Here is an 18,241-nt window from a genome sequence, read left to right as displayed (position 1 = left end):
TCGGTGCTAGTGCAGGTTGTGCTGGCTGCCGGTCGCCTCTTCGTCGATCAGATGGCCCGTCCGGAACCGGTCCAGCCGGAAGCGACGGGCCACCTCATGGGGCTGGTCGGTGGCCATCAGATGGGCAAGACACCAGCCCGAGGCCGGCACCGCCTTGAACCCGCCATAGCACCAGCCCGCACTGACATAGAGCCCGGCGACCGGGCTGTGATCGATGATCGGTGAGCCATCTGGGGTCATGTCCATGATCCCGCCCCAGGAGCGGAGCATCTTGGCTTTGCCGATCATCGGCATCAGGGTCATGCCCGCCTCGACCACATGCTCGGCCATGGGCAGATTGCCCCGCTGGGCATAGGAGGCGTAGAAATCCAGATCGCCGCCAAAGACCAGCCCGCCCTTGTCGGACTGGCTGATATAGAAATGCCCCATCCCGTAGGTGATGACCTGGTCGATGCAGGGCTTGAGCCCCTCGGTCACGAAAGCCTGGAGCACATGGCTCTCGATCGGAAGGCGAAAGCCGGCCATCTCGGCCACCTGGCTGGAACGTCCCGCCACGACCATGGCGACCTTGGGCGCGGATATGGGCCCGCGCGTGGTCTCAACCCCCTTGACCGCGCCGCCCTCGATCCGAAAGCCGGTGACCTCGCAATTCTGGATCAGATCCACGCCCAGCCGGTCCGCTGCCCGAGCATAACCCCAGGCCACCGCATCATGGCGCGCGGTCCCGCCCCGCTTGTGCCAGAGCCCGCCATAGATCGGGAACCGCGTCTGGTCATAGTCGAGATAGGACACCATCCGACGCAGCGCGTCCCGATCCAGCAGCACCGCGTCGTCGCCCTGGGTGATCATGGCGTTGCCCCGGCGCGCCGCCGCGTCGCGTTGGCCGTCGGAGTGGAACAGGTTGATGATCCCGCGCTGGGAGTGCATCGCGTTGAAGTTGAGGTCCGCCTCCATCCCCTCCCAGAGCTTCAGGGAATGGGAATAGAACTCTGAATTCCCCGGCAACAGGTAGTTCGCCCGCACGATCGTCGTGTTCCGGCCCACATTGCCGCCGCCGAGATAGCCTTTTTCCAGCACCGCGATCCGCGTCATGCCGTGGTTGCGCGCCAGGTAATACGCCGTCGAGAGCCCGTGACCGCCGCCCCCGATGATGATCGCGTCATACGCCGCTTGCGGCTCCGGGCGGCGCCACAGGGCCGGCCAGCCGCGATTGCCGCGCAAGCCCTGTTTGAGAAGTTCAAAAGCCGAATAGCGCATGGCTCTCCCGTGTTCGATCTCGCGTCCAGGCCCTTGCCCGCAGCTTAGCAAAGCCGCGGCACCTTGCACGCCCTTGATTTCACCGCTTTCCAGTCTGGTTGCGACGCCCGGCCCGGGGCGTTTAACGCGCCCTTCATTCAATGCACGGCATAAGAGCGCGCAGATGCCGGAGCGCGGAAACCCCCTGCATTTGACAGGCATGTCCCGGTTCCTGACCAGCTTTGCCCGATTTCTGCCGCAATATCGCAGAGACTGGCGGGGCGGATTTGCGTTCCGTGGAACGTGTGAAAGTAGGTGTGTGATGAGTACGGGCAAAAGCGAAAGCCACGACCCAAGGGCACGCGCAACCCCCTTGCGCGCAGTGGTAGCGTTCTGGCGCGACGAGGCCGGGGTTCTGACCGGGTTTTCCCTCTATATCTTCATCCTGATGATGATGATCGCGGGTCTGACCATCGACGTCATGCGCTACGAAGCCGTGCGCACACGGCTGCAGGCCACCTCCGATCGCGCGGTTCTCGCGGCGGCGGATCTCGACCAGACAACCGACGCCGTCGCCGTGGTTGAGGATTACTTCGCGAAAGCCGGCATGGCCGACTATCTCGAAGGGGTGCAGGTCTCCAAGGGCCTGAACTACAAGGAGGTCGAGGCCCGCGTGAGTGCGGAAATCCCGACCTGGTTCATGAACATGTCCGGCATCGACACCCTGAACGCCTTCGCCCGCAGCAAGGCGGAGGAGCGGATCCAGAACATCGAGGTCTCGCTGGTCGTGGACATCTCAGGCTCCATGGGCAGCAACAGCAAGATCCAGAACCTGCGCACGGCGGCGGACAAGTTCGTGCGCACGATGATGGCCGCGAATGACAACATCACCGCCGACGGCACCGGCCTGACCTCGGTCTCGATCATTCCCTATCACGCGGTGGTCAGCCTGCCCGACTACCTGATCGCGAAATACAATGTCTCGACCCAGCAGGAGGTCAGCAATTGCGTGCGCTTTGCCCCCAGCGATTTCCAGTCGATCTCGCTCAGCACCACCGATCCCCTGGATCGGCTGGCCCATTTCGACCGCAATAACAGCAATCTCTACACCCAGAATGGGGATCGCAAGATCAAACGTCCCTGGTGTCAGGTCGGCGATTACGGCGCGATCCTGCCCCTGTCCACGAGTCTCACGGACCTGACCGCCAAGGTCGCCTCCCTCGGGGCCAGCGGCAACACGGCGACGGATCTGGGCATGAAATGGGCGGCCGCACTCCTTGACCCCGGCACCCAGAGTGTTGTCACCGACCTGATCACCGAAGGACATCTGGACGGCGCGCTCGCCGGTCGGCCCGTGGCCTATGAGGATACCGAGACGATCAAGGTCGTGGTGCTCATGACCGACGGGGAAAACACCTCGCAATACGATCTGAAGGACAGTTTCAAGGGGACCATGTCGCCGGTCTGGTGGCATGAGCCGAGCGACGAGTTCTTCGTCTATTTCCAGAACCGCGCGAACCAGAACAAGCAACCCTGGTGGGATGTGGGCCGCACACCGGAGAGCGATACGAACGGCAATGACGCCAAATACGGCGATGGTGACTGGGATCCGGCAATCGAACGCCCGGATGCCCGCCAGCTCAGCCATGCAGAGCTCTTCGGGACCTTCAGCGTACGTTATATTTCGGAATATTTCTTCCGGGTCGAGAATGACAGCCAGTCCAGCACGCGCAGCACCTATCGCAACGCGGTGACGCGCTATACCGGCGATGGCACTGCCGACGACTACACCGAGGCGCTCTGCGACAAGCTCAAGGCCAAGGACGTGGTGATCTTCACCATCGGCTTCGAAGCCCCGGCCCGCGGTCAGACCTTGATGAAGTACTGCGCCTCCTCGTCCGGGCATTACTTCGACGTGAAGGGCGTCGAGATCTCGCAGGCCTTCAGCTCCATCGCGAATACGATTCAGCAGCTGAGGTTGTCCCTGTGATCCACGCCCTGCGGAAGTTTCTACGACATGACGAGCGGGGCACGGCCACGATCGAATTCGTGATCGTGTTTCCGCTGATCATCGCCGTATTCATGTCGACCTTCGAGGCCGCCATGCTGACGGCGAAATACACCATGATGGAGCGCGCACTGGACCTGACGATCCGCGAGCTGCGGCTGAATGCCGACACCCCGCTCAGCGAGAGCGATGTGAAGGACATGATCTGTCAGGAAACCCTGCTGATCTCCGATTGCCGCTCCACCATCGTGGTCGAGATGAGCGAGATCAATCCGCCGGTCTGGACCTGGCCCGCGACCCGCGCGGCCTGTGCGGACCGGATCAACGACACCCTGCCCGTGGTCACCTACACGCAAGCCCAGGCCAACAAGCTTGTGCTGGTGCGCCTCTGTACCATCGTGGATCCCTGGTTCCCCCTCACAGGTCTGGGGCTCGCGCTGTCGAAGGACGAGAGCGGCGGCTACCAGATGACCACGGCCTCGGCCTTTGTGGCAGAGCCTTGAGGAGCGTGGCATGAAAGCCTTCCGGATCCGGCCCCTCGCCAAGCGCTTTACCCGCGATGAAGACGGTCTCGTCATCACCGAGTTCCTCTTTGCCATGTGCTGGCTGTGCTGGTGGTACGTGGCGAGCTTCGCGATCTTTGACGGGTTCCGCCAGTACAACGCCTCGATCAAGGCGACCTACACGGTGGGCGATATCCTCTCGCGGCAGATGGTCGAGATCGATGACAGTTTCCTCAACGGCCTGCAGGGGCTCTATGAGTACCTCATCAAATTCGGCAGCGATGCCGAGCTGCGCTTTACCTCGCTGAAATGGGTCGCCGCGCAGTCCCGCTATGAAGTCGACTGGTCCTATGCGACCGGCGAGCGGGACAGTCTGACAACCGCGGATCTGGCGGGCATGAGTGATCGTCTGCCCGTTCTGGTGGATGGGGAGCATGTCTTACTGGTGGAAAGCTGGTCGACCTACAACACGCTGTTTTCCGTCGGCGTGTCCCAGGGGCTCGAGTTTCACAATTACATGGTGACCTCGCCGCGCTTCGCGCCGCGGGTCGTCTACCCGCCCCAGAGCTAGTCTTTGCCCTGGCTCGATAGGGTCAGCGCAATGGTCTCGGCGATCATGTCGCCCTGGGCTTTGTGGGTGACACCGCCGACCCCGACAAACCGTCCCAGCCGCCAATAGAGCCCCGGCATCCAGGCCCGGTCCCGCGGCTCGGCCAGACGCAGCAGGAACCCGTTTGACGGCTTGAAGGCAAAGGCCCCCCGGTTCACCGAGACGATTTCAGAAAGCAGGCAGATCACCTCGCCATCGGCGCGGTAGAGCCCGTCCGCCCGCAACTCCAGCCCCTGAGGGCGCGCCTGAGCCATGGAGATCCCGAGCCAGCCCGCCCCGGCGGTCATGACACCAAGGAACGCCATCCACCCGAAGGACGCGGGCGGATGCGCAAGCAGCACGTAGCCCAGCAGGAAAGCCAGCAAAAACAGCATCGCAGCCGACACACCGCGCTTGAAGGGCGCGGGCGTCAGGTGCAGCACGGGCCGCTCCGGCAGCTCGAACTCCTCAGGGTCGCTCATAGAGGCACCGCGAGGGGCTCGACCCGCTCCGTCGCCCCGTCACTGACCATCTGACGGACCATGGTGAGATAGATCCGCTCGATCTCGGCCCGGTCCAACCGCCCGTCATCCCGGTACCACGTGGTCAACCCGGTCAGCATGGCGATGAGCGCCATGGTCGCGAGTTTCGTGTCCGGCACCGCGAAGCGTCCGGCCGCCTTGCCGCGTTTCAGGATGGTCTCCAGCAGCGTCTCGTATTGCAGGCGCAGATCCGCGATATGGGCGAAATTCTCGGGCGTCAGGTTGCGCAGTTCCATATACGAGATGAACACCGCCTCGGCCCGGTCCAGGTGAAATGTGATGTGAAAGCGCGCAAAGGTCTCCAGCGCGTCCTGCGGCGGCCCGCTCAGGTCGAGCGCGGCCACGGCCTCCATCAACTCCTCCATATGCACCCGCATCAGATCGAACAGCAGCGTCTGCTTGTCTGGCGTATAAAGATAGAGCGCCCCGGCCTGCACCCCGACCTCGCGGGCAATCTGGCGCATGGAGACCGCCGCGAACCCATCGCGCGCGATCAGCTGCTGTGCCGCCGCCCGGACCTTGGGTCCGGTGATGTCAGAATGGGATCCAGTTTTCCGCGCCATGGGCCGAGCCTAAGTGAACGATCGTTCAATTGACAGCGGCTTTTTTCACTTTAGCGCCCCGCTGTGCCGACATAAGCTGCCACCATGCGTCGACCCCTCCTTTCCATCGCGGCCATGGCCCTGCTGTTTGCGGGTTGCACGGACCTGACATTTCTCGACGCGGCGGTGACCGAGGCCGGACGCACGGAGCCTGCGCCGGAATTGCTGCCGCGCGCGCAGCTTGACCTGCCGACCGCGGAGGATGCCGAACCCAGCGAGGAGACCGAGCGTCTTCTGAACCGGGGCGCGGCCCTGCAGCGTCGCGCCGCGGCCGCGCAATAGAGCTACCGCGTTGCATGCGGCGATCTGATTGATTACGAGAACGCCAGTTCTGTTTGCTCATCGCTCACCCTCGGAGGCAGCCCCATGACGTCCCCTCTTCGCCTAGGCATCGCCGGGCTCGGCACGGTTGGTGCCGGTGTCGTCAAAATCGTAGCCGGCAAGGCCGAGTTGCTGAGTGCCCGTGCAGGCCGCCCGGTGGTGGTCACCGCCGTCTCCGCACGCAGCCGCGACAAGGATCGCGGCGTCGATCTGAGCGGTTATGCCTGGGAAGACGATCCGGTAGCGCTGGCCACCCGCGATGACGTGGATGTCTTTGTCGAGCTGATGGGGGGCGAGGCCGGAGCGGCCAAGGCCGCAACCGAAGCCGCGCTGCAAGCGGGCAAGGATGTGGTCACCGCGAACAAGGCGATGCTCGCGATCCATGGGCAGGCGCTGGCCGAGATGGCCGAAGCCGCAGGCCATGTGATCCGCTTCGAGGCCGCCGTGGCCGGGGGGATTCCGGTGGTCAAAGGCCTGACCGAGGGGCTCGCTGGCAACGAGATCCTGCGCGTCATGGGCGTGATGAATGGCACCTGCAACTACATCCTCACCCGGATGGAGGCCGAGGGCCTGGGCTACAACATCCTCTTCGAAGAAGCGGGCAAGCTCGGCTATCTCGAAGCCGATCCGACGCTCGATGTGGGCGGGATCGACGCGGGCCACAAGCTGGCCCTGCTGGCCTCCATCGCCTTTGGCACCAAGGTGGATTTCGAGGGCGTCGAGCTGGAGGGGATCGATCGCGTTACCCTCGACGATATCCGCCATGCGGCCGATATGGGCTTTCGGATCAAGCTGCTGGGTGTCGCCCAGCGCAGCGGTCGCGGGCTCGAGCAACGCATGCGCCCCTGCCTCGTTCCGGCGACATCGCCCCTTGGTCAGCTTGAGGGCGGCACGAATATGGTGGTCATCGAGGGCGATGAGGTCGGCCAGATCGTGCTGCGCGGCGCGGGGGCTGGCGAAGGCCCGACCGCCTCGGCGGTCCTGTCGGACGTCATGGATATCGCGCGCGGCGACCGGATCTCGACCTTCGGGCAACCGGCCACCGCGCTGGTTACCCCGATCCGCGCGCAATCCGCCGTGGCGGCGCCCTATTACCTGCGGCTCGAGCTGGAGGACAAACCCGGCGCCCTCGCCAAGGTCGCCAGCGTGCTCGGCGATGCCGGCGTCTCCATCGACCGGATGCGTCAATACGGCCACGAGGATGCCTCGGCCCCGGTGCTGATCGTGACGCACAAGGCCGCGCGCAACGCCATCGATGCCGCCCTTGAGGCCCTGCCCAAGACCGGCGTGGTCCTGGGAGACCCCGTCGCCCTGCGCATCGAGGCCGACTGACCGGCCTATTTGCCGCTGTGACGAAAGCGCCATTCCGCCCAGCTCTCTCAGGCGCAGGGTTTTCTTTGCAGTGCAGCATCGGTATCCATACGCCAGCGACTTTTTCTGCTGACAAGGACACTCCATGACCGCCCCTGCCGATTTTAACGACCGTTTGCTTTCCCTGGGCCTGGCCCGTGTCGCCGAGCAGGCTGCCCTCGCCTCCGCCAGCCTGATCGGGCGCGGTGACGAGAAGGCGGCGGATCAGGCCGCCGTGAACGCCATGCGCGACCAGCTGAACATGCTCGACATCAACGGCGTGGTGGTGATCGGCGAAGGCGAGCGGGACGAAGCCCCGATGCTCTATATCGGCGAAGAGGTGGGCACCGGGACCGGCCCCGCGGTGGATATCGCGCTGGACCCGCTGGAGGGGACGACTCTGACCGCCAAGGACATGCCGAATGCCCTGACGGTGATCGCCATGGGGCCGCGCGGCTCGATGCTGCATGCGCCGGACGTCTACATGGACAAGCTGGCGATCGGGCCGGGCTATCCGACCGACACCGTGACCCTCGACATGAGCCCGTCCGAGCGGGTCCATGCCTTGGCCAAGGCCAAGGGCGGGTCCGCCGAGGACGTGACCGTCTGCGTTCTGGAACGCCCGCGTCATGAAGAGACCATTGCCGAGATCCGCAAGACCGGCGCCGCGATCCGCCTGATCACCGATGGGGATGTGGCCGGGGTCATCCACTGCGCCGAGGCCGCGATCACCGGGATCGATATGTATATGGGCTCCGGCGGCGCACCCGAGGGTGTTCTGGCCGCGGCAGCCCTGAAATGCATGGGCGGGCAGATGTATGGCAAACTGCTCTTCCGGAATGACGACGAGATCGGCCGCGCCCGCAAGGCCGGGATCGAGGATCTCGACCGGATCTATACCCGTGACGAGCTGGTGACCGCCGATGTGATCTTTGCCGCCACGGGCGTGACCGATGGATCGGTCGTGTCGGGCATCAAGCGGGAGGTCGGCTACCTGACCACCGAGACGATCCTGATGCGGTCCAAGACCGGCTCCGTGCGGCGCATGATCTATCGGAACCCCACATCCGCCGCCTGACATGACCACGCCCCCTGCGTTTCTGGGGGTCCAGACGTCGATCACGGGTCGGCGGTGGACAGGTCTGTCCGCGGATCAGGATCGCGCATCGGAACATCTGGTGCAGATGACCGGGTTGCCCGACGCGCTCTGCCGCGTTCTGGCCCGGCGCGGCGTCGCCCCGGAGCAGGTGGAGGCTTTTCTCGCGCCTACCCTTCGGGATCTCCTGCCTGATCCGCGCGCCCTCCGGGATATGGAGGCCGCCGCAGCCCGGCTGAACGCCGCCGTCACGGGGAACGAGCGCATCGCGATCTTTGCGGATTACGATGTGGACGGGGGATCGTCCGCAGCATTGCTGCTGTCATGGCTGCGTGCCCTCGGGCGACATGCGACGCTCTATATTCCCGACCGGATCGACGAGGGTTATGGCCCGAACACGCCCGCCATGACCAAACTTGCGGCGGCGCATGACCTCATCCTCTGCGTCGATTGCGGGACATTGTCCTTCGAGCCGATTGCCGCGGTCGAGGGGGCCGATGTCATCGTGCTCGACCACCATCTGGGCGCCGAAGAGCTGCCAGCCGCCCTCGCCGTGGTGAACCCGAACCGGCAGGACGAGGATGGCGCGCTTGCCCATCTTTGTGCGGCGGCAGTGGTGTTTCTCGCCTTGGTCGAGGCCAACCGGCAATTGCGTGCCGCCGGACAGCAGACGCCCGACCTGATGGGCCTGCTGGATCTGGTGGCGCTGGCCACGGTGGCCGATGTCGCGCCGCTGACAGGGGTGAACCGCGCCTTCGTGCGGCAGGGGCTGTCGGTGATGGGGCGGCGCGCGCGTCCGGGCCTGACGGCGCTGGCGGATGTGGCGCGGCTCGACACGGCGCCTTCGGCCTACCATCTGGGCTTCGTGCTGGGGCCGCGCGTGAATGCCGGGGGCCGGATTGGCGCGGCGGATCTCGGCGCGCGGCTCTTGTCCACGGATGATCCGCACGAGGCCGCCGCCCTGGCCGAACGCCTCGATGCGCTCAACACCGAGCGACGCGAGATAGAGGCTAGCGTCCGCGCCCAGGCGCTCGACCAGGCCGAGGCGCGCGGTCTCGACAAGCCGCTGGCCTGGGCTGCTGGCGACGGGTGGCATCCCGGCGTGGTGGGCATCGTTGCCTCGCGCCTGAAGGAGACCGCCCAGCGCCCGGCCATCGTCATCGGATTCGATGGCGATGACGGCAAGGGGTCGGGCCGGTCGGTCCCTGGAATCGATCTTGGCGCCGCGATCCAGCGTCTGTCCCAGGAGGGGCTGATCGCGAAAGGGGGCGGACACAAGATGGCGGCGGGCCTGTCCCTGAGCCGTGCGCAGCTCGACCCGGCCATGGCGCGCCTGACGGAATTGCTCGCGCAGCAGGGCGCGGATGCGCTGGGGCCGAGCGCGCTGAAGCTCGACGGCCTGCTCGCCCCGGCGGCGATCACGCCCGAGCTCATCACCCAGATCGAGGCGGCGGGTCCCTTCGGCGCTGCCGCCCCTGCCCCGCGCTTTGCCTTCCCGAATGTCCGGATCAGCTTTGCCAAACGGGTGGGGGAAAGCCATCTGCGCGTGACCTTTGCAGGCCCCTGCGGCACGCGGATGAACGCCATCGCCTTTGGCGCATTTGACGGTCCGCTCGGCCCGGTTCTATCCGCCACGAACGCGCCGCCGATGCATCTCGCAGGCCGGGTGGAGATCAACACATGGGGTGGTCGCCAGACGCCACAACTGCGGATCGAGGACGCGGCCGAGGCCACCTAAAGCGCGGCAAAATTTGCCACGCAAATTCGTGCATTTTCCGCTTGCGCGCGTGGCAGGCTTTGCCTAGTAACCTCTCCACGATCTGAGTGGCCCGTTCGTCTATCGGTTAGGACGCCAGGTTTTCAACCTGGAAAGAGGGGTTCGATTCCCCTACGGGCTGCCATTTTCTGATCGTATCGCGTTGATCCTGAACGCGCTTTCCCACACAGACAAGACGATGACACAGAACGCGAAGCGCAGCGCTGTTCGACGCCACAAGGCAGGTGACTCGCGCACCCGCTCCAGCCAGGCCCCGTCATGCGCCACCCCAGCACTGCGCGCGGTTTCAGGCCAGCAGGCCGCGAATCTCCGTCAGGAGCGGCGTGTTCACCGCCCGCACCCCGGGATCGCGCCGCGCGGCATGGCGCTTGGCCCCGGGCAGGCGCGCGCCTTCGATACCGTCATAGACCGCGACAAAGCGCTCGGTCTGCGCGGCCCAATCCGCGTCGGAAAACACCGCCGGCGACATGGCGAGGATGAACTGTCCGCCCTGCGCCGGGCCGCCATCGCCATTGTCGCGCGCCTGCGCCTCAAAGGAGAAGGCCTCCCCCACCATGGGACCGGCCAGAAGCTCGATCATCAGGGCGAGCGCCGAGCCCTTGTGCCCGCCAAAGGGCAAGAGCACCCCCTTCGCAATCTCCGCCGCATCGGTTGTCAGCTCCCCACTGGGGGAGAGGCCAGTGCCAAGGGGCACCGCCTGCCCTTCACGGGCGGCGATCTGCACTTCGCCCATGGCCATGGCCGCCGTGGCCATGTCGATCACGATGGGATCGCGCCCCGGGCGTGGCCAGGCAAAGCCGAACGGGTTGGTGCCAAAGATCGGCACCTGCCCGCCATGGGGCGCCACCCAGGGCAGGTAGGACACGCAGGTGATGCCCACGAGCCCGGCCTCGGCGAGGGTTTCGATCTCGGGCCAGAGGGCTGCGAAATGATGGCAGCGCTGGATCGAAACACCGGCAAGACCAAAGGTCTGCGCAGCTTCGATCAGCGGCGGCAGGCAGGTCTTGTGCGCCATGGGGGCAAAGGCGTTGCCCCCATCGCAGCGCATGACCGCCGGGGTCGCCGCGTTCAGCACGGGACGGGCATCGCCCTTCACCTTGCCGCTTTGCAGTGCCTTCACGTAACCCGGCACCCGGAACAGCCCGTGGGACAGTGCCCGGTCGCGCTCGGCTCGGGTGACGGTCTCGGCCACCGCCGCGGCATTGGCCTCGTCAGCGCCATGGGCCTGCAAGACGGCGAGGACGAGCGCGTGGATCTCGTCGAGGTACAGGTCGGTGGTGGGCTCTATGGGACTGCTCCTACATTTTCCTGAATCGCTGCCTTGTAAAGCGCCCGGATCCGCGCGGTCATCGGGCGCTCTCCGGTGCCGATGGGCTTGCCGTCGATCTCGCTCACCGGGGTCTGCGCGCCGAAAGTGCCGGTCAGGAAGGCCTCCTCAGCGCCGTAAGCCTCGTAGAGCGAATAGTTCTTCTCAAAGACCGGAATGTCATCGGCCCGGCAGAGGTCGATGACCTTCTGACGGGTCACGCCGTTCATACAGTAATCCCCGGTCGAGGTCCAAACCTCGCCCCGGCGCACGATGAAGAAGTTGCAGGCATTGGTGGTGTTCACGAAGCCATGGGGATCCAGCATCAGCCCCTCATCCGCCCCGGCCTGCTCGGCCTGCAGGCAGGCGATCACGCAGTTCAGCTTGGAATGACTGTTATACTTGGCGTCCTGGGTCATGGGCAGCCCGCGCGCCTGAGGCACGGTGGCCAGACGGATCCCCCGGCTTTGCAGGGCCTCGACCGGGCGCGAATGCTCCATGATGATCACGAGGGTCGGGCCCGAGCGGCTGAGCGAAGGGTGCTGGAACGGTTTGTCCTTGATCCCCCGGGTCAGCATCATCCGGCAATGGGCGTTGTCGGTCATCCCGTTCGCCTCGGCGGTCATGGTCAGCGCCTCGAGGATCCCGTCCGCATCCATCCCCACATCCAGCGAGACCGCTTTGCAGGAGTTGAAGAACCGGTCCATATGCTCGTCGAAGAACGCCCATTTCCCGTTATAGAGGCGCATCCCCTCCCACATCCCGTCGCCCAGCATGAAGCCCGCATCATAGACCGAGACCTTGGCCTCATCGCGATGCAGGAGTGCGCCGTTCACATAGATCTTGATGTCGCGATTGCGGATATCGTCTTCGGCGCTGTGGGTGGTGTGCGTGTCCTGGCTCATCGGCGCGGATCTTTCTCAGTCATAGGGTTTCGCATGGGGTACGGGATCGGTGTCATCGATCCGCGCGTTTCGCGCGGTGTTCGAGATAGGCACCGTAGCGCGACAGTCCAAAGGCAAAGGCGAAGTAGATCGCGCCGACAAAGACGTAGACCTCGATGAACTGGCCACTCCAGTCGCCGCGCCCGATAGCCGCGTTGGCCGAGGCCATGATCTCGAAAAAGCCGATGATCGTCACGATGGAGGTTTCCTTGAAGGTGATCACCACCTGGTTGATCGTCGCCGGCAACGCATTGCGGAAGGCCTGCGGCAGCAGGATCAGGAAGACCACACCGAAATAATGCAGGCCGAGGGCGGCGCCCGCCTCCTCCTGGCCTTCGGGGATGGCCTGCAGGCCGGCGCGGATGATCTCGGCCTGATAGGCGGAAAAGAAGATGGTGAAGGCGATGATGACCCGCACGAGCTTGTCGCCCTGGGCCCAGTCCGGCACCACGAATGGCACCACCACCGCCGCCGCAAAGAGCAGGGTCAGCAGGGGCAGCGACCGAATGGTGTCGATGAACAGCCCGACCACCTTGCGGATCACCGGCAGTTTCGACCGCCGCAGAAGCGCGAGACAGATCGCCAGGGGCATCCCGAAGACAAGCGCCGAGGCAAAGAGCAGCACCGTCAGGGACAGCCCGCCCCATTTCTCGGTCGTGACCACCTCAAGCCCAAGGAACCCACCATACATCAGCGCAAGGAAGGTGCCAAACCCCAGCACCCAGAGGAGCGCCAGACGGCTCATCCGCCAGAACCACGGGATGCAGGAACAGACCGCCACGATGATGATGGCGAGGCAGGCCAGCGCCGAGCGCCAGTGTTCCTCAAAGGGATAGAGCCCGAACAGGATAAGCCGGCCGCGCGCGTTGATCACCGCCCAGCAGGCCCCGCTCACCTCGCGGCAGGCGGCACCGGACTCGGCCTCGAGTACCGTGTCGACCAGTGCCCATTCCAGCACCTGCCACAGCCCCCAAGCCACGCCGATGCCGAAGAGCAGCGTCACGATCCCGTCGAACCAAGTCGCGAACAGGCGTTTACGGATCCAGCTCAGCAGGCCAAGCCGCACGGGCGGGGCCATGGGGGTGTCGGTCATCATCGCCATCACTCAGCCTCCCGTCCCTTGATCGCCAAACGCTTGTTGATGATGTTCATCACCGTCCCGATGGACAGGTTGATCAGCAGAAAGCCCGCCATCAGAAGGCCCAGAAGCTCCATGGTCTGGCCGCTCTGGTTGATCGAGGTCGATACGATCATGAAGTAATCCGGGAAGCCGATGGCGATCCCGATCGTCGTCGCCTTCATCAGCCAGATATACTGGTTCGACAGCGCCGGCAGCACCGCGCGGATCGCCAGCGGGATCCGTATCAGCCGGTTGACCTGCCACGGGGAAAGGCCCAGCGCCATGGCGGCCTCGGTCTTGCCCACATCCACGGACAGGAAGCCGCCGCGAAAGATCTCGCCCACATAGGCCGCCCCGAAAACCGTGATCGCGATCAGCAGGGCCGAAAATTCGGGTTTGATGGCGAAGCCGCCGACAAAGCGCAGCCCCTTGAGTTCCGGGATCGAGACGAGGGCCGCGTCAGGTGTCCGCCCGGTCAGGAGCAGCACGAGAAAGAGGAGCGCGCCGATCCCCACAAGGCTCGGCCAGAACAGGGTCGGACGCAGCCGTCCCTGCTGGATCAGCCACCGCAGCCCGACCCAGAGAAGCCCCAGCCCCGCCACCAGCAGCACCAGATCCCAGAGCCCGAAATCCAGCCCCGGCAGCATGATGCCCCGGTTCGAGATATACCCAAACCCGCCCAGCGAGATCGCCTCGCGCGGGCGCGGCAGATGGGTCATGACCGCGTACCAGAAAAACGCCTGCAGGATCAGCGGGACGTTCCGGAATACCTCGACATAGACCGTGCCGATCAGGTTCAACACCGCGTTGTTCGAGATCCGGGCAAGGGCCAGAACCACCCCGAACAGGGTGGCGAAAAACAGCCCCAGCAGCCCGACCACCAGGGTGTTGAGCAGGCCCGCGCTCAGCATCCGCGCATAGCTTGACCGGTCCGAGACCTCGATCAGGGCGAAATTGATGGGCCAGCCCGTGCTCCGCTCCAGAAAGCCGAAGCCGGTGGCGATGCCCTGTGAGAGCAGGTTGTCACGGGCAATCACCGTGAAGCTGACCACCACCCCGATCACGGCCACCAGAAAGGTGCCCTGGATCAGCCAGTGCTTGACGTTGATGCGTTTCGGAGCGGTTTGAGCCATGGTGCATGGTGGATGCAGGCGACCCGAGGCCGCCCGCACCCGTCTCCCTTAGTCGAGGACCAGCGGGTAGAGCATACCGCCATTGGTCCACAGGTGGTTCTTGCCGCGCGGCAGTTTGTAGGGGCTGTTCTCGCCCACCGTGCGGTCATAGATCTCGCCGTAATTCCCGACGGCCTTGATCATGTTATAGGCCCAGTCATCGGACAGGCCGAGGCGCTCGCCCACACCCGGGCTGACGCCCAGAAGCCGCTCGATGGAGGCCGAGGGCGGATTGGCGCGGATCTCGTCCACATTGGCCATGGTGATGCCGTTCTGCTCGGCCATGAGCAGGGCCGAGACCATCCAGTTGATGATGTCGATGAAGCCGTCATCGCCTTCGCGGGCGGCAATGCCCTCGGGCTCAAGTGCGAGCACCTCGTCGAGAATGGTGAAATCCTCGGCATTGGGTGCGTTGAACCGCGTCGCCGCAAGGAACGGCCCGAAACCCGCCAGCGCGTCACAACGCCCGGCATAAAGAGCCGCGCGGAGCTCTTCGCCCTTCTCGAAGTTCAGCGCCTCGTAGGAGATCCCGCGCGCGCCCATGTAATCGGCCACGATCCGCTCGATCGAGGTGCCCGCATTGATGCAGAACACACCGCCTTCGAGATCCGCCGTGCTCTCGGCGCCCAGATCCGACCGCACCAGCACATTGGTCGGCCCGATGAAATAGGTCCGCCCGTATTGCAGGCCAAGCTCGGTATCGCGGCTCTGGGTCCAGCCGGTCACCTTGATGATGACGTCGATATCGCCCGATTGCAGTGCCGGGAACCGCTGGGCCCAGCTGACCGGGATGATCTGCAGCGCGTCGGGCGAGCCGAGGATGGTGGTGGCCAGCGCCTTGCAGAACTCGATATCGAAGCCGGTCCATTCGCCCTGGTCGTCGACCTCGGCAAACCCAAGATAACTGCCGTTATGGCCGGTGCAGAGCAGCGTCCCGCGCTCCTTGATCGCGGTGACGGTCGGGCCGGGATCGGCGGCCTGGGCCGGCGTGGCCATGCCGAACGCCACAGCGGTCGCGGTCAGGCGTGTGAATAGGTTTCCAATCATTTGGTCCTCCTGAAGTTGGACAGGTTAAGCTTCAATCGATGGCTGAAGGTCTGGAACGGGGGCGGTGCCCTCATGGTTGAGGGTCGCGTGATGGGTGAGCTGATCGAGCGGCGGCGCCATCCCGATGCCGGGCTGCATCGGCAGGGCAAACGCCCCTCCGACCGGTTGGGCGCTCAGCTGGTCGAAGAAGACATGGTGGACATAGTGGTATTCCACATGGGCGATCTGCGGATAGGCCGCCGCCATATGCGCCGCCGCGACAAAGGCATGGGCCGTCGAGGACACCTCGAGCGACAGATCCACAGGCGTCCCCGCCACCAGATCGCACAAGGCCCTAATCCGCGACACGCCCCCCACGGCGATGGGCGCGACCTGCAGGAAGCGCACACACCCCTCTTCCACAAGCTGCGCCTGCAGCTTGGGGCGGTATTCGGCCTCCACCGCCATGACCGGTACGCCCGCCGCAGTCAGGGCGCGCATCCCCGCAAGGTCCGAGGCGGGCACGGGCGACTGGAAGGCCAGGATCCGGTCCTGCGGCAGACATGCGTAGAAGGCGCGAGCCTCCACCGCGGTATAGCTGTAGACCCCGTCGATGATCAGGCTGCGCCCCGGGGGCAAGGCCGTCAGCGCGGCTTCGACACGGAGGCGATCCTCGTCCGGGCTCAGGGCCCCGACCTTCATCTTGGCGATGCCGTGGCCCGACGCGACCATGCCCGCCATCTCGTCCCGCAGATCCGCCGGGGTCTTGTCGACCCCGTAGAGCCCGCCGCTGCCATAGACCGGCGCGCGGCCCGTGCCCGCAGGGTTGAGCAGCTGCCACAGGGGACGTCCCGCATGGCGCGCCCGCAGATCCCAGATCGCCAGATCCAGCCCCGACAGGGCCGAGCTCAGGATCCCGTGCCGGGCGGTCAGCGTCGCCTTGTCGAGCATGGCGCGCGCGATCTCTTCCATGGCTGCGAGCGGCGCGCCCAGAAACTGCGGCACGACCTCGGTGCGCAAGAAGGCCATCAAGGCATCCGGCGCCGCGTCAAAGCACCAGCATTCCCCGATGCCGACCTGCCCCGCCGTGTCCCGCACGACCACGAAGACCGCGAATTTGTCGGACCAGCGGATCGCCGGGTTCCAGACCTTGCCGCCCAGCGCGTTGCAATGGGCATAGAGTTCCACGCGCGCGATCCGGGTCATGGCCTCTCCTCTGGCCAGAGGTCGAGCGCCATCAGCCGCTTTTCGGGCTGGTGCTGCAGCGCCTTGAGAAAGCGGTCATGGAACTGCATCGTATGGGCATGGGCCAACTTGTCGGCGAGCAGGACATCCTGCGCCTCGATCGCATCCACGATGTCGAAATGCTGATCCCGCAGCAGCGAGCGATCCCGCTTCGTGTCGAGATAGTCGATGTGAATATGCAGAAGTCGCCGGGTCTCGGAGAGCAGCTCGCCATATTGCCGCTGCACCACCTTGTTCCGGCTGGCCGCGCCCACCGCCGCGTGGAACTCGTAATTGGCATGGATGATCGCAAGCCCGCCCCCGGCAATCGCATGCTCGTTATAGGCCGTCGCCAGAGCGCGCAAACGGGTCAGATCATCCTCGGTCCGGTGCTGGGCCGCGAGCCGCGTGGCAAAGCGCTGCTGCACGTCGAAGGCCTGGATGAATTGCGGAAAATTGCGCAGGTCGATTGGTGCTACCACGGTGGAGCGGTTCGGCAGGGTCTGCACCAGCCGCTCGACCAGCAAGCGGTTCAGCGCTTCGCGGATCGGCGAGCGGGACACCCCGAACCGCTCGGAGAGGGCCGTCTCGTCCAGCGGGCTCCCGGGCGCCAGCTGGAGCGTCAGGATCTCCGTGCGCAGACGGTCGCAGATCTCCGTCCCGGCGGATCCTCGTCGATACTTCGTGCGCTCCATTCACGGCCCTCATGCGAGTTGCCCGAGCGTTGCATACAGCCTGTCGACAAATCAAGGGAAACGACGGCGCCTCCCGAACTTCGCGCAAGCTGCTGTTCGAATGCGCATTTCTGAATTGCGCATCGGACGCTGCACCGGGCTTGGCGCACGTTCTGTGGGCAAACCGTATCCTAGAAGCCGGTTTCCTTCACCGATTCCATCGCCACATAGGTCGATGAGTTCGACACGTAAGGCAGGGTCGAGATCCGCTCCCCCAGCACACGGCGATACTCCAGAATATCCTTCGAGCGGACCTTCAGCAGATAGTCGAACGGCCCGGCGATCATATGGCATTGCTCGACCTCCGGCAGCTCCCTGACCGCCTCGTTGAAGGCGCGCAGTGCGGCCTCCTTGGTGTCGCTGAGCTTGACCTCGACAAAGGCGACATGGCTGCGGTCCAGCTTCACCGGATTGGTCACCGCCCGAAATCCAAGGATGTAACCGTCCCGGATCAGACGGTTCAGGCGCACGGTGCAGGGGGTCTTGGACAGCCCCAACCGCTGCGCCAGTTGCGTGATGGTCATGCGGCCATCCACCGACAGTTCGTCGATGATCCGACGATCAATACGGTCAAGTTCACTATCCAGGTCGATTTTGATAGTCATTTCTTCCCAATTGAGACCCAAAATAAGCTGAACCACCTTCAAAAATCGAAAACTAAGTGAAATCGACTTCGCGGTCAATGGTACCC

18 protein-coding genes and 1 tRNA gene are annotated in these 18,241 nt (G+C 64.8%); 8 read left to right on the top strand and 11 right to left on the bottom strand.

The genetic code is table 11. The features are described from left to right. Positions 1 to 6 precede the first annotated feature (6 nt). On the bottom strand, positions 7 to 1,257 hold the full coding sequence (locus ACP150_RS07170) for a sarcosine oxidase subunit beta family protein (RefSeq protein ID WP_424965884.1): 1,251 nt from the start codon (positions 1,255 to 1,257) through the stop codon (positions 7 to 9). Positions 1,258 to 1,558: 301 nt separating this feature from the next. Here ACP150_RS07170 and ACP150_RS07165 point away from each other — a divergent pair, with 301 nt between their 5' ends. The 3 genes from ACP150_RS07165 to ACP150_RS07155 are packed head-to-tail and all read left to right on the top strand — an operon-like array spanning position 1,559 to position 4,318. After that, positions 1,559 to 3,226, top strand: a complete 1,668-nt coding sequence (locus ACP150_RS07165; protein ID WP_424965883.1) for a pilus assembly protein TadG-related protein — start codon at positions 1,559 to 1,561, stop codon at positions 3,224 to 3,226. Further along, positions 3,223 to 3,747, top strand: a complete 525-nt coding sequence (locus ACP150_RS07160; RefSeq protein WP_424965882.1) for a TadE/TadG family type IV pilus assembly protein — start codon at positions 3,223 to 3,225, stop codon at positions 3,745 to 3,747. The genes ACP150_RS07165 and ACP150_RS07160 overlap by 4 nt, the downstream gene beginning before the upstream one ends. 10 nt (positions 3,748 to 3,757) lie before the next feature. Next, on the top strand, positions 3,758 to 4,318 hold the full coding sequence (locus tag ACP150_RS07155; protein ID WP_424965881.1) for a TadE/TadG family type IV pilus assembly protein: 561 nt from the start codon (positions 3,758 to 3,760) through the stop codon (positions 4,316 to 4,318). Here ACP150_RS07155 and ACP150_RS07150 read toward each other — a convergent pair. Both ACP150_RS07150 and ACP150_RS07145 read right to left on the bottom strand, forming a co-directional pair. Next, the gene (locus ACP150_RS07150; RefSeq protein ID WP_424965880.1) at positions 4,315 to 4,818 is read right to left on the bottom strand and encodes a hypothetical protein; all 504 of its coding nucleotides are present in this window, start codon (positions 4,816 to 4,818) and stop codon (positions 4,315 to 4,317) included. The genes ACP150_RS07155 and ACP150_RS07150 overlap by 4 nt on opposite strands. Next, a complete protein-coding gene (locus ACP150_RS07145) occupies positions 4,815 to 5,441 on the bottom strand; it encodes a TetR/AcrR family transcriptional regulator (protein ID WP_424965879.1) in 627 nt (208 codons plus the stop codon). Before ACP150_RS07145 ends, ACP150_RS07150 begins: the two co-directional genes overlap by 4 nt. Before the next feature lie 84 nt (positions 5,442 to 5,525). Between ACP150_RS07145 and ACP150_RS07140 the strand changes: the two genes are divergently transcribed. From ACP150_RS07140 to ACP150_RS07120, 5 genes are all read left to right on the top strand, one after another. Continuing rightward, positions 5,526 to 5,762: a hypothetical protein gene (locus ACP150_RS07140; RefSeq protein ID WP_424965878.1), complete on the top strand. Its 237-nt coding sequence runs from the start codon at positions 5,526 to 5,528 to the stop codon at positions 5,760 to 5,762. A gap of 84 nt (positions 5,763 to 5,846) precedes the next feature. Continuing rightward, positions 5,847 to 7,133, top strand: coding sequence for a homoserine dehydrogenase (locus ACP150_RS07135; protein ID WP_424965877.1), 1,287 nt, complete (start codon positions 5,847 to 5,849; stop codon positions 7,131 to 7,133). A 124-nt stretch (positions 7,134 to 7,257) separates the two neighbouring features. Further along, entirely contained in the window at positions 7,258 to 8,229 is a 972-nt protein-coding gene (glpX, locus tag ACP150_RS07130; protein ID WP_424965876.1) for a class II fructose-bisphosphatase, read from the top strand. A gap of 1 nt (position 8,230) precedes the next feature. Continuing rightward, on the top strand, positions 8,231 to 9,985 hold the full coding sequence (recJ, locus tag ACP150_RS07125) for a single-stranded-DNA-specific exonuclease RecJ (RefSeq protein WP_424965875.1): 1,755 nt from the start codon (positions 8,231 to 8,233) through the stop codon (positions 9,983 to 9,985). A gap of 88 nt (positions 9,986 to 10,073) precedes the next feature. After that, positions 10,074 to 10,148: transfer RNA gene (locus tag ACP150_RS07120), tRNA-Glu, on the top strand. 162 nt (positions 10,149 to 10,310) lie between these two features. On the opposite strand, the gene ACP150_RS07115 is transcribed toward ACP150_RS07120, so the two are convergent. From ACP150_RS07115 to ACP150_RS07080, 8 genes are all read right to left on the bottom strand, one after another. Next, positions 10,311 to 11,279 (bottom strand): Ldh family oxidoreductase, encoded by a 969-nt coding sequence (locus tag ACP150_RS07115; protein ID WP_424966027.1) that lies wholly within the window; start codon positions 11,277 to 11,279, stop codon positions 10,311 to 10,313. A 29-nt stretch (positions 11,280 to 11,308) separates the two neighbouring features. Further along, a complete protein-coding gene (locus ACP150_RS07110) occupies positions 11,309 to 12,235 on the bottom strand; it encodes an aminotransferase class IV (RefSeq protein WP_424965874.1) in 927 nt (308 codons plus the stop codon). A 52-nt stretch (positions 12,236 to 12,287) separates the two neighbouring features. Beyond that, on the bottom strand, positions 12,288 to 13,376 hold the full coding sequence (locus ACP150_RS07105; protein WP_424965873.1) for an amino acid ABC transporter permease: 1,089 nt from the start codon (positions 13,374 to 13,376) through the stop codon (positions 12,288 to 12,290). Continuing rightward, on the bottom strand, positions 13,376 to 14,527 hold the full coding sequence (locus ACP150_RS07100) for an amino acid ABC transporter permease (protein ID WP_424965872.1): 1,152 nt from the start codon (positions 14,525 to 14,527) through the stop codon (positions 13,376 to 13,378). Before ACP150_RS07100 ends, ACP150_RS07105 begins: the two co-directional genes overlap by 1 nt. 48 nt (positions 14,528 to 14,575) lie before the next feature. Beyond that, positions 14,576 to 15,613 (bottom strand): transporter substrate-binding domain-containing protein, encoded by a 1,038-nt coding sequence (locus ACP150_RS07095; RefSeq protein ID WP_424965871.1) that lies wholly within the window; start codon positions 15,611 to 15,613, stop codon positions 14,576 to 14,578. A gap of 24 nt (positions 15,614 to 15,637) precedes the next feature. Further along, a complete protein-coding gene (locus ACP150_RS07090) occupies positions 15,638 to 16,798 on the bottom strand; it encodes an enolase C-terminal domain-like protein (protein ID WP_424965870.1) in 1,161 nt (386 codons plus the stop codon). Beyond that, complete coding sequence (locus ACP150_RS07085) at positions 16,795 to 17,511, bottom strand: GntR family transcriptional regulator (RefSeq protein ID WP_424965869.1); 717 nt, start codon at positions 17,509 to 17,511, stop codon at positions 16,795 to 16,797. The genes ACP150_RS07090 and ACP150_RS07085 overlap by 4 nt, the downstream gene beginning before the upstream one ends. Before the next feature lie 170 nt (positions 17,512 to 17,681). Continuing rightward, positions 17,682 to 18,155 carry an Lrp/AsnC ligand binding domain-containing protein gene (locus ACP150_RS07080; RefSeq protein WP_424965868.1) on the bottom strand — a complete coding sequence of 158 codons (474 nt, stop codon included), beginning with the start codon at positions 18,153 to 18,155 and terminating at the stop codon, positions 17,682 to 17,684. Positions 18,156 to 18,241: the final 86 nt, after the last annotated feature.

The organism is Dinoroseobacter sp. S375 (assembly GCF_049800775.1).
GTDB lineage: Bacteria > Pseudomonadota > Alphaproteobacteria > Rhodobacterales > Rhodobacteraceae > Dinoroseobacter.
Note: the sequence above shows the minus strand (reverse complement) of the source record. Positions and strands in the feature narration are given on the sequence as shown.

Excerpts from the sequence above, each read along its gene's own strand:
- ACP150_RS07170 (WP_424965884.1), bottom strand. The coding sequence starts at position 1,257 with ATGCGCTATTCGGCTTTTGAACTTCTCAAACAGGGCTTGCGCGGCAAT.
- ACP150_RS07165 (WP_424965883.1), top strand. The coding sequence starts at position 1,559 with ATGAGTACGGGCAAAAGCGAAAGCCACGACCCAAGGGCACGCGCAACC.
- ACP150_RS07155 (WP_424965881.1), top strand. The coding sequence starts at position 3,758 with ATGAAAGCCTTCCGGATCCGGCCCCTCGCCAAGCGCTTTACCCGCGAT.
- ACP150_RS07150 (WP_424965880.1), bottom strand. The coding sequence starts at position 4,818 with ATGAGCGACCCTGAGGAGTTCGAGCTGCCGGAGCGGCCCGTGCTGCAC.
- ACP150_RS07145 (WP_424965879.1), bottom strand. The coding sequence starts at position 5,441 with ATGGCGCGGAAAACTGGATCCCATTCTGACATCACCGGACCCAAGGTC.
- ACP150_RS07140 (WP_424965878.1), top strand. The coding sequence starts at position 5,526 with ATGCGTCGACCCCTCCTTTCCATCGCGGCCATGGCCCTGCTGTTTGCG.
- ACP150_RS07135 (WP_424965877.1), top strand. The coding sequence starts at position 5,847 with ATGACGTCCCCTCTTCGCCTAGGCATCGCCGGGCTCGGCACGGTTGGT.
- glpX (WP_424965876.1), top strand. The coding sequence starts at position 7,258 with ATGACCGCCCCTGCCGATTTTAACGACCGTTTGCTTTCCCTGGGCCTG.
- recJ (WP_424965875.1), top strand. The coding sequence starts at position 8,231 with ATGACCACGCCCCCTGCGTTTCTGGGGGTCCAGACGTCGATCACGGGT.
- ACP150_RS07110 (WP_424965874.1), bottom strand. The coding sequence starts at position 12,235 with ATGAGCCAGGACACGCACACCACCCACAGCGCCGAAGACGATATCCGC.
- ACP150_RS07105 (WP_424965873.1), bottom strand. The coding sequence starts at position 13,376 with ATGGCGATGATGACCGACACCCCCATGGCCCCGCCCGTGCGGCTTGGC.
- ACP150_RS07100 (WP_424965872.1), bottom strand. The coding sequence starts at position 14,527 with ATGGCTCAAACCGCTCCGAAACGCATCAACGTCAAGCACTGGCTGATC.
- ACP150_RS07095 (WP_424965871.1), bottom strand. The coding sequence starts at position 15,613 with ATGATTGGAAACCTATTCACACGCCTGACCGCGACCGCTGTGGCGTTC.
- ACP150_RS07090 (WP_424965870.1), bottom strand. The coding sequence starts at position 16,798 with ATGACCCGGATCGCGCGCGTGGAACTCTATGCCCATTGCAACGCGCTG.
- ACP150_RS07085 (WP_424965869.1), bottom strand. The coding sequence starts at position 17,511 with ATGGAGCGCACGAAGTATCGACGAGGATCCGCCGGGACGGAGATCTGC.
- ACP150_RS07080 (WP_424965868.1), bottom strand. The coding sequence starts at position 18,155 with ATGACTATCAAAATCGACCTGGATAGTGAACTTGACCGTATTGATCGT.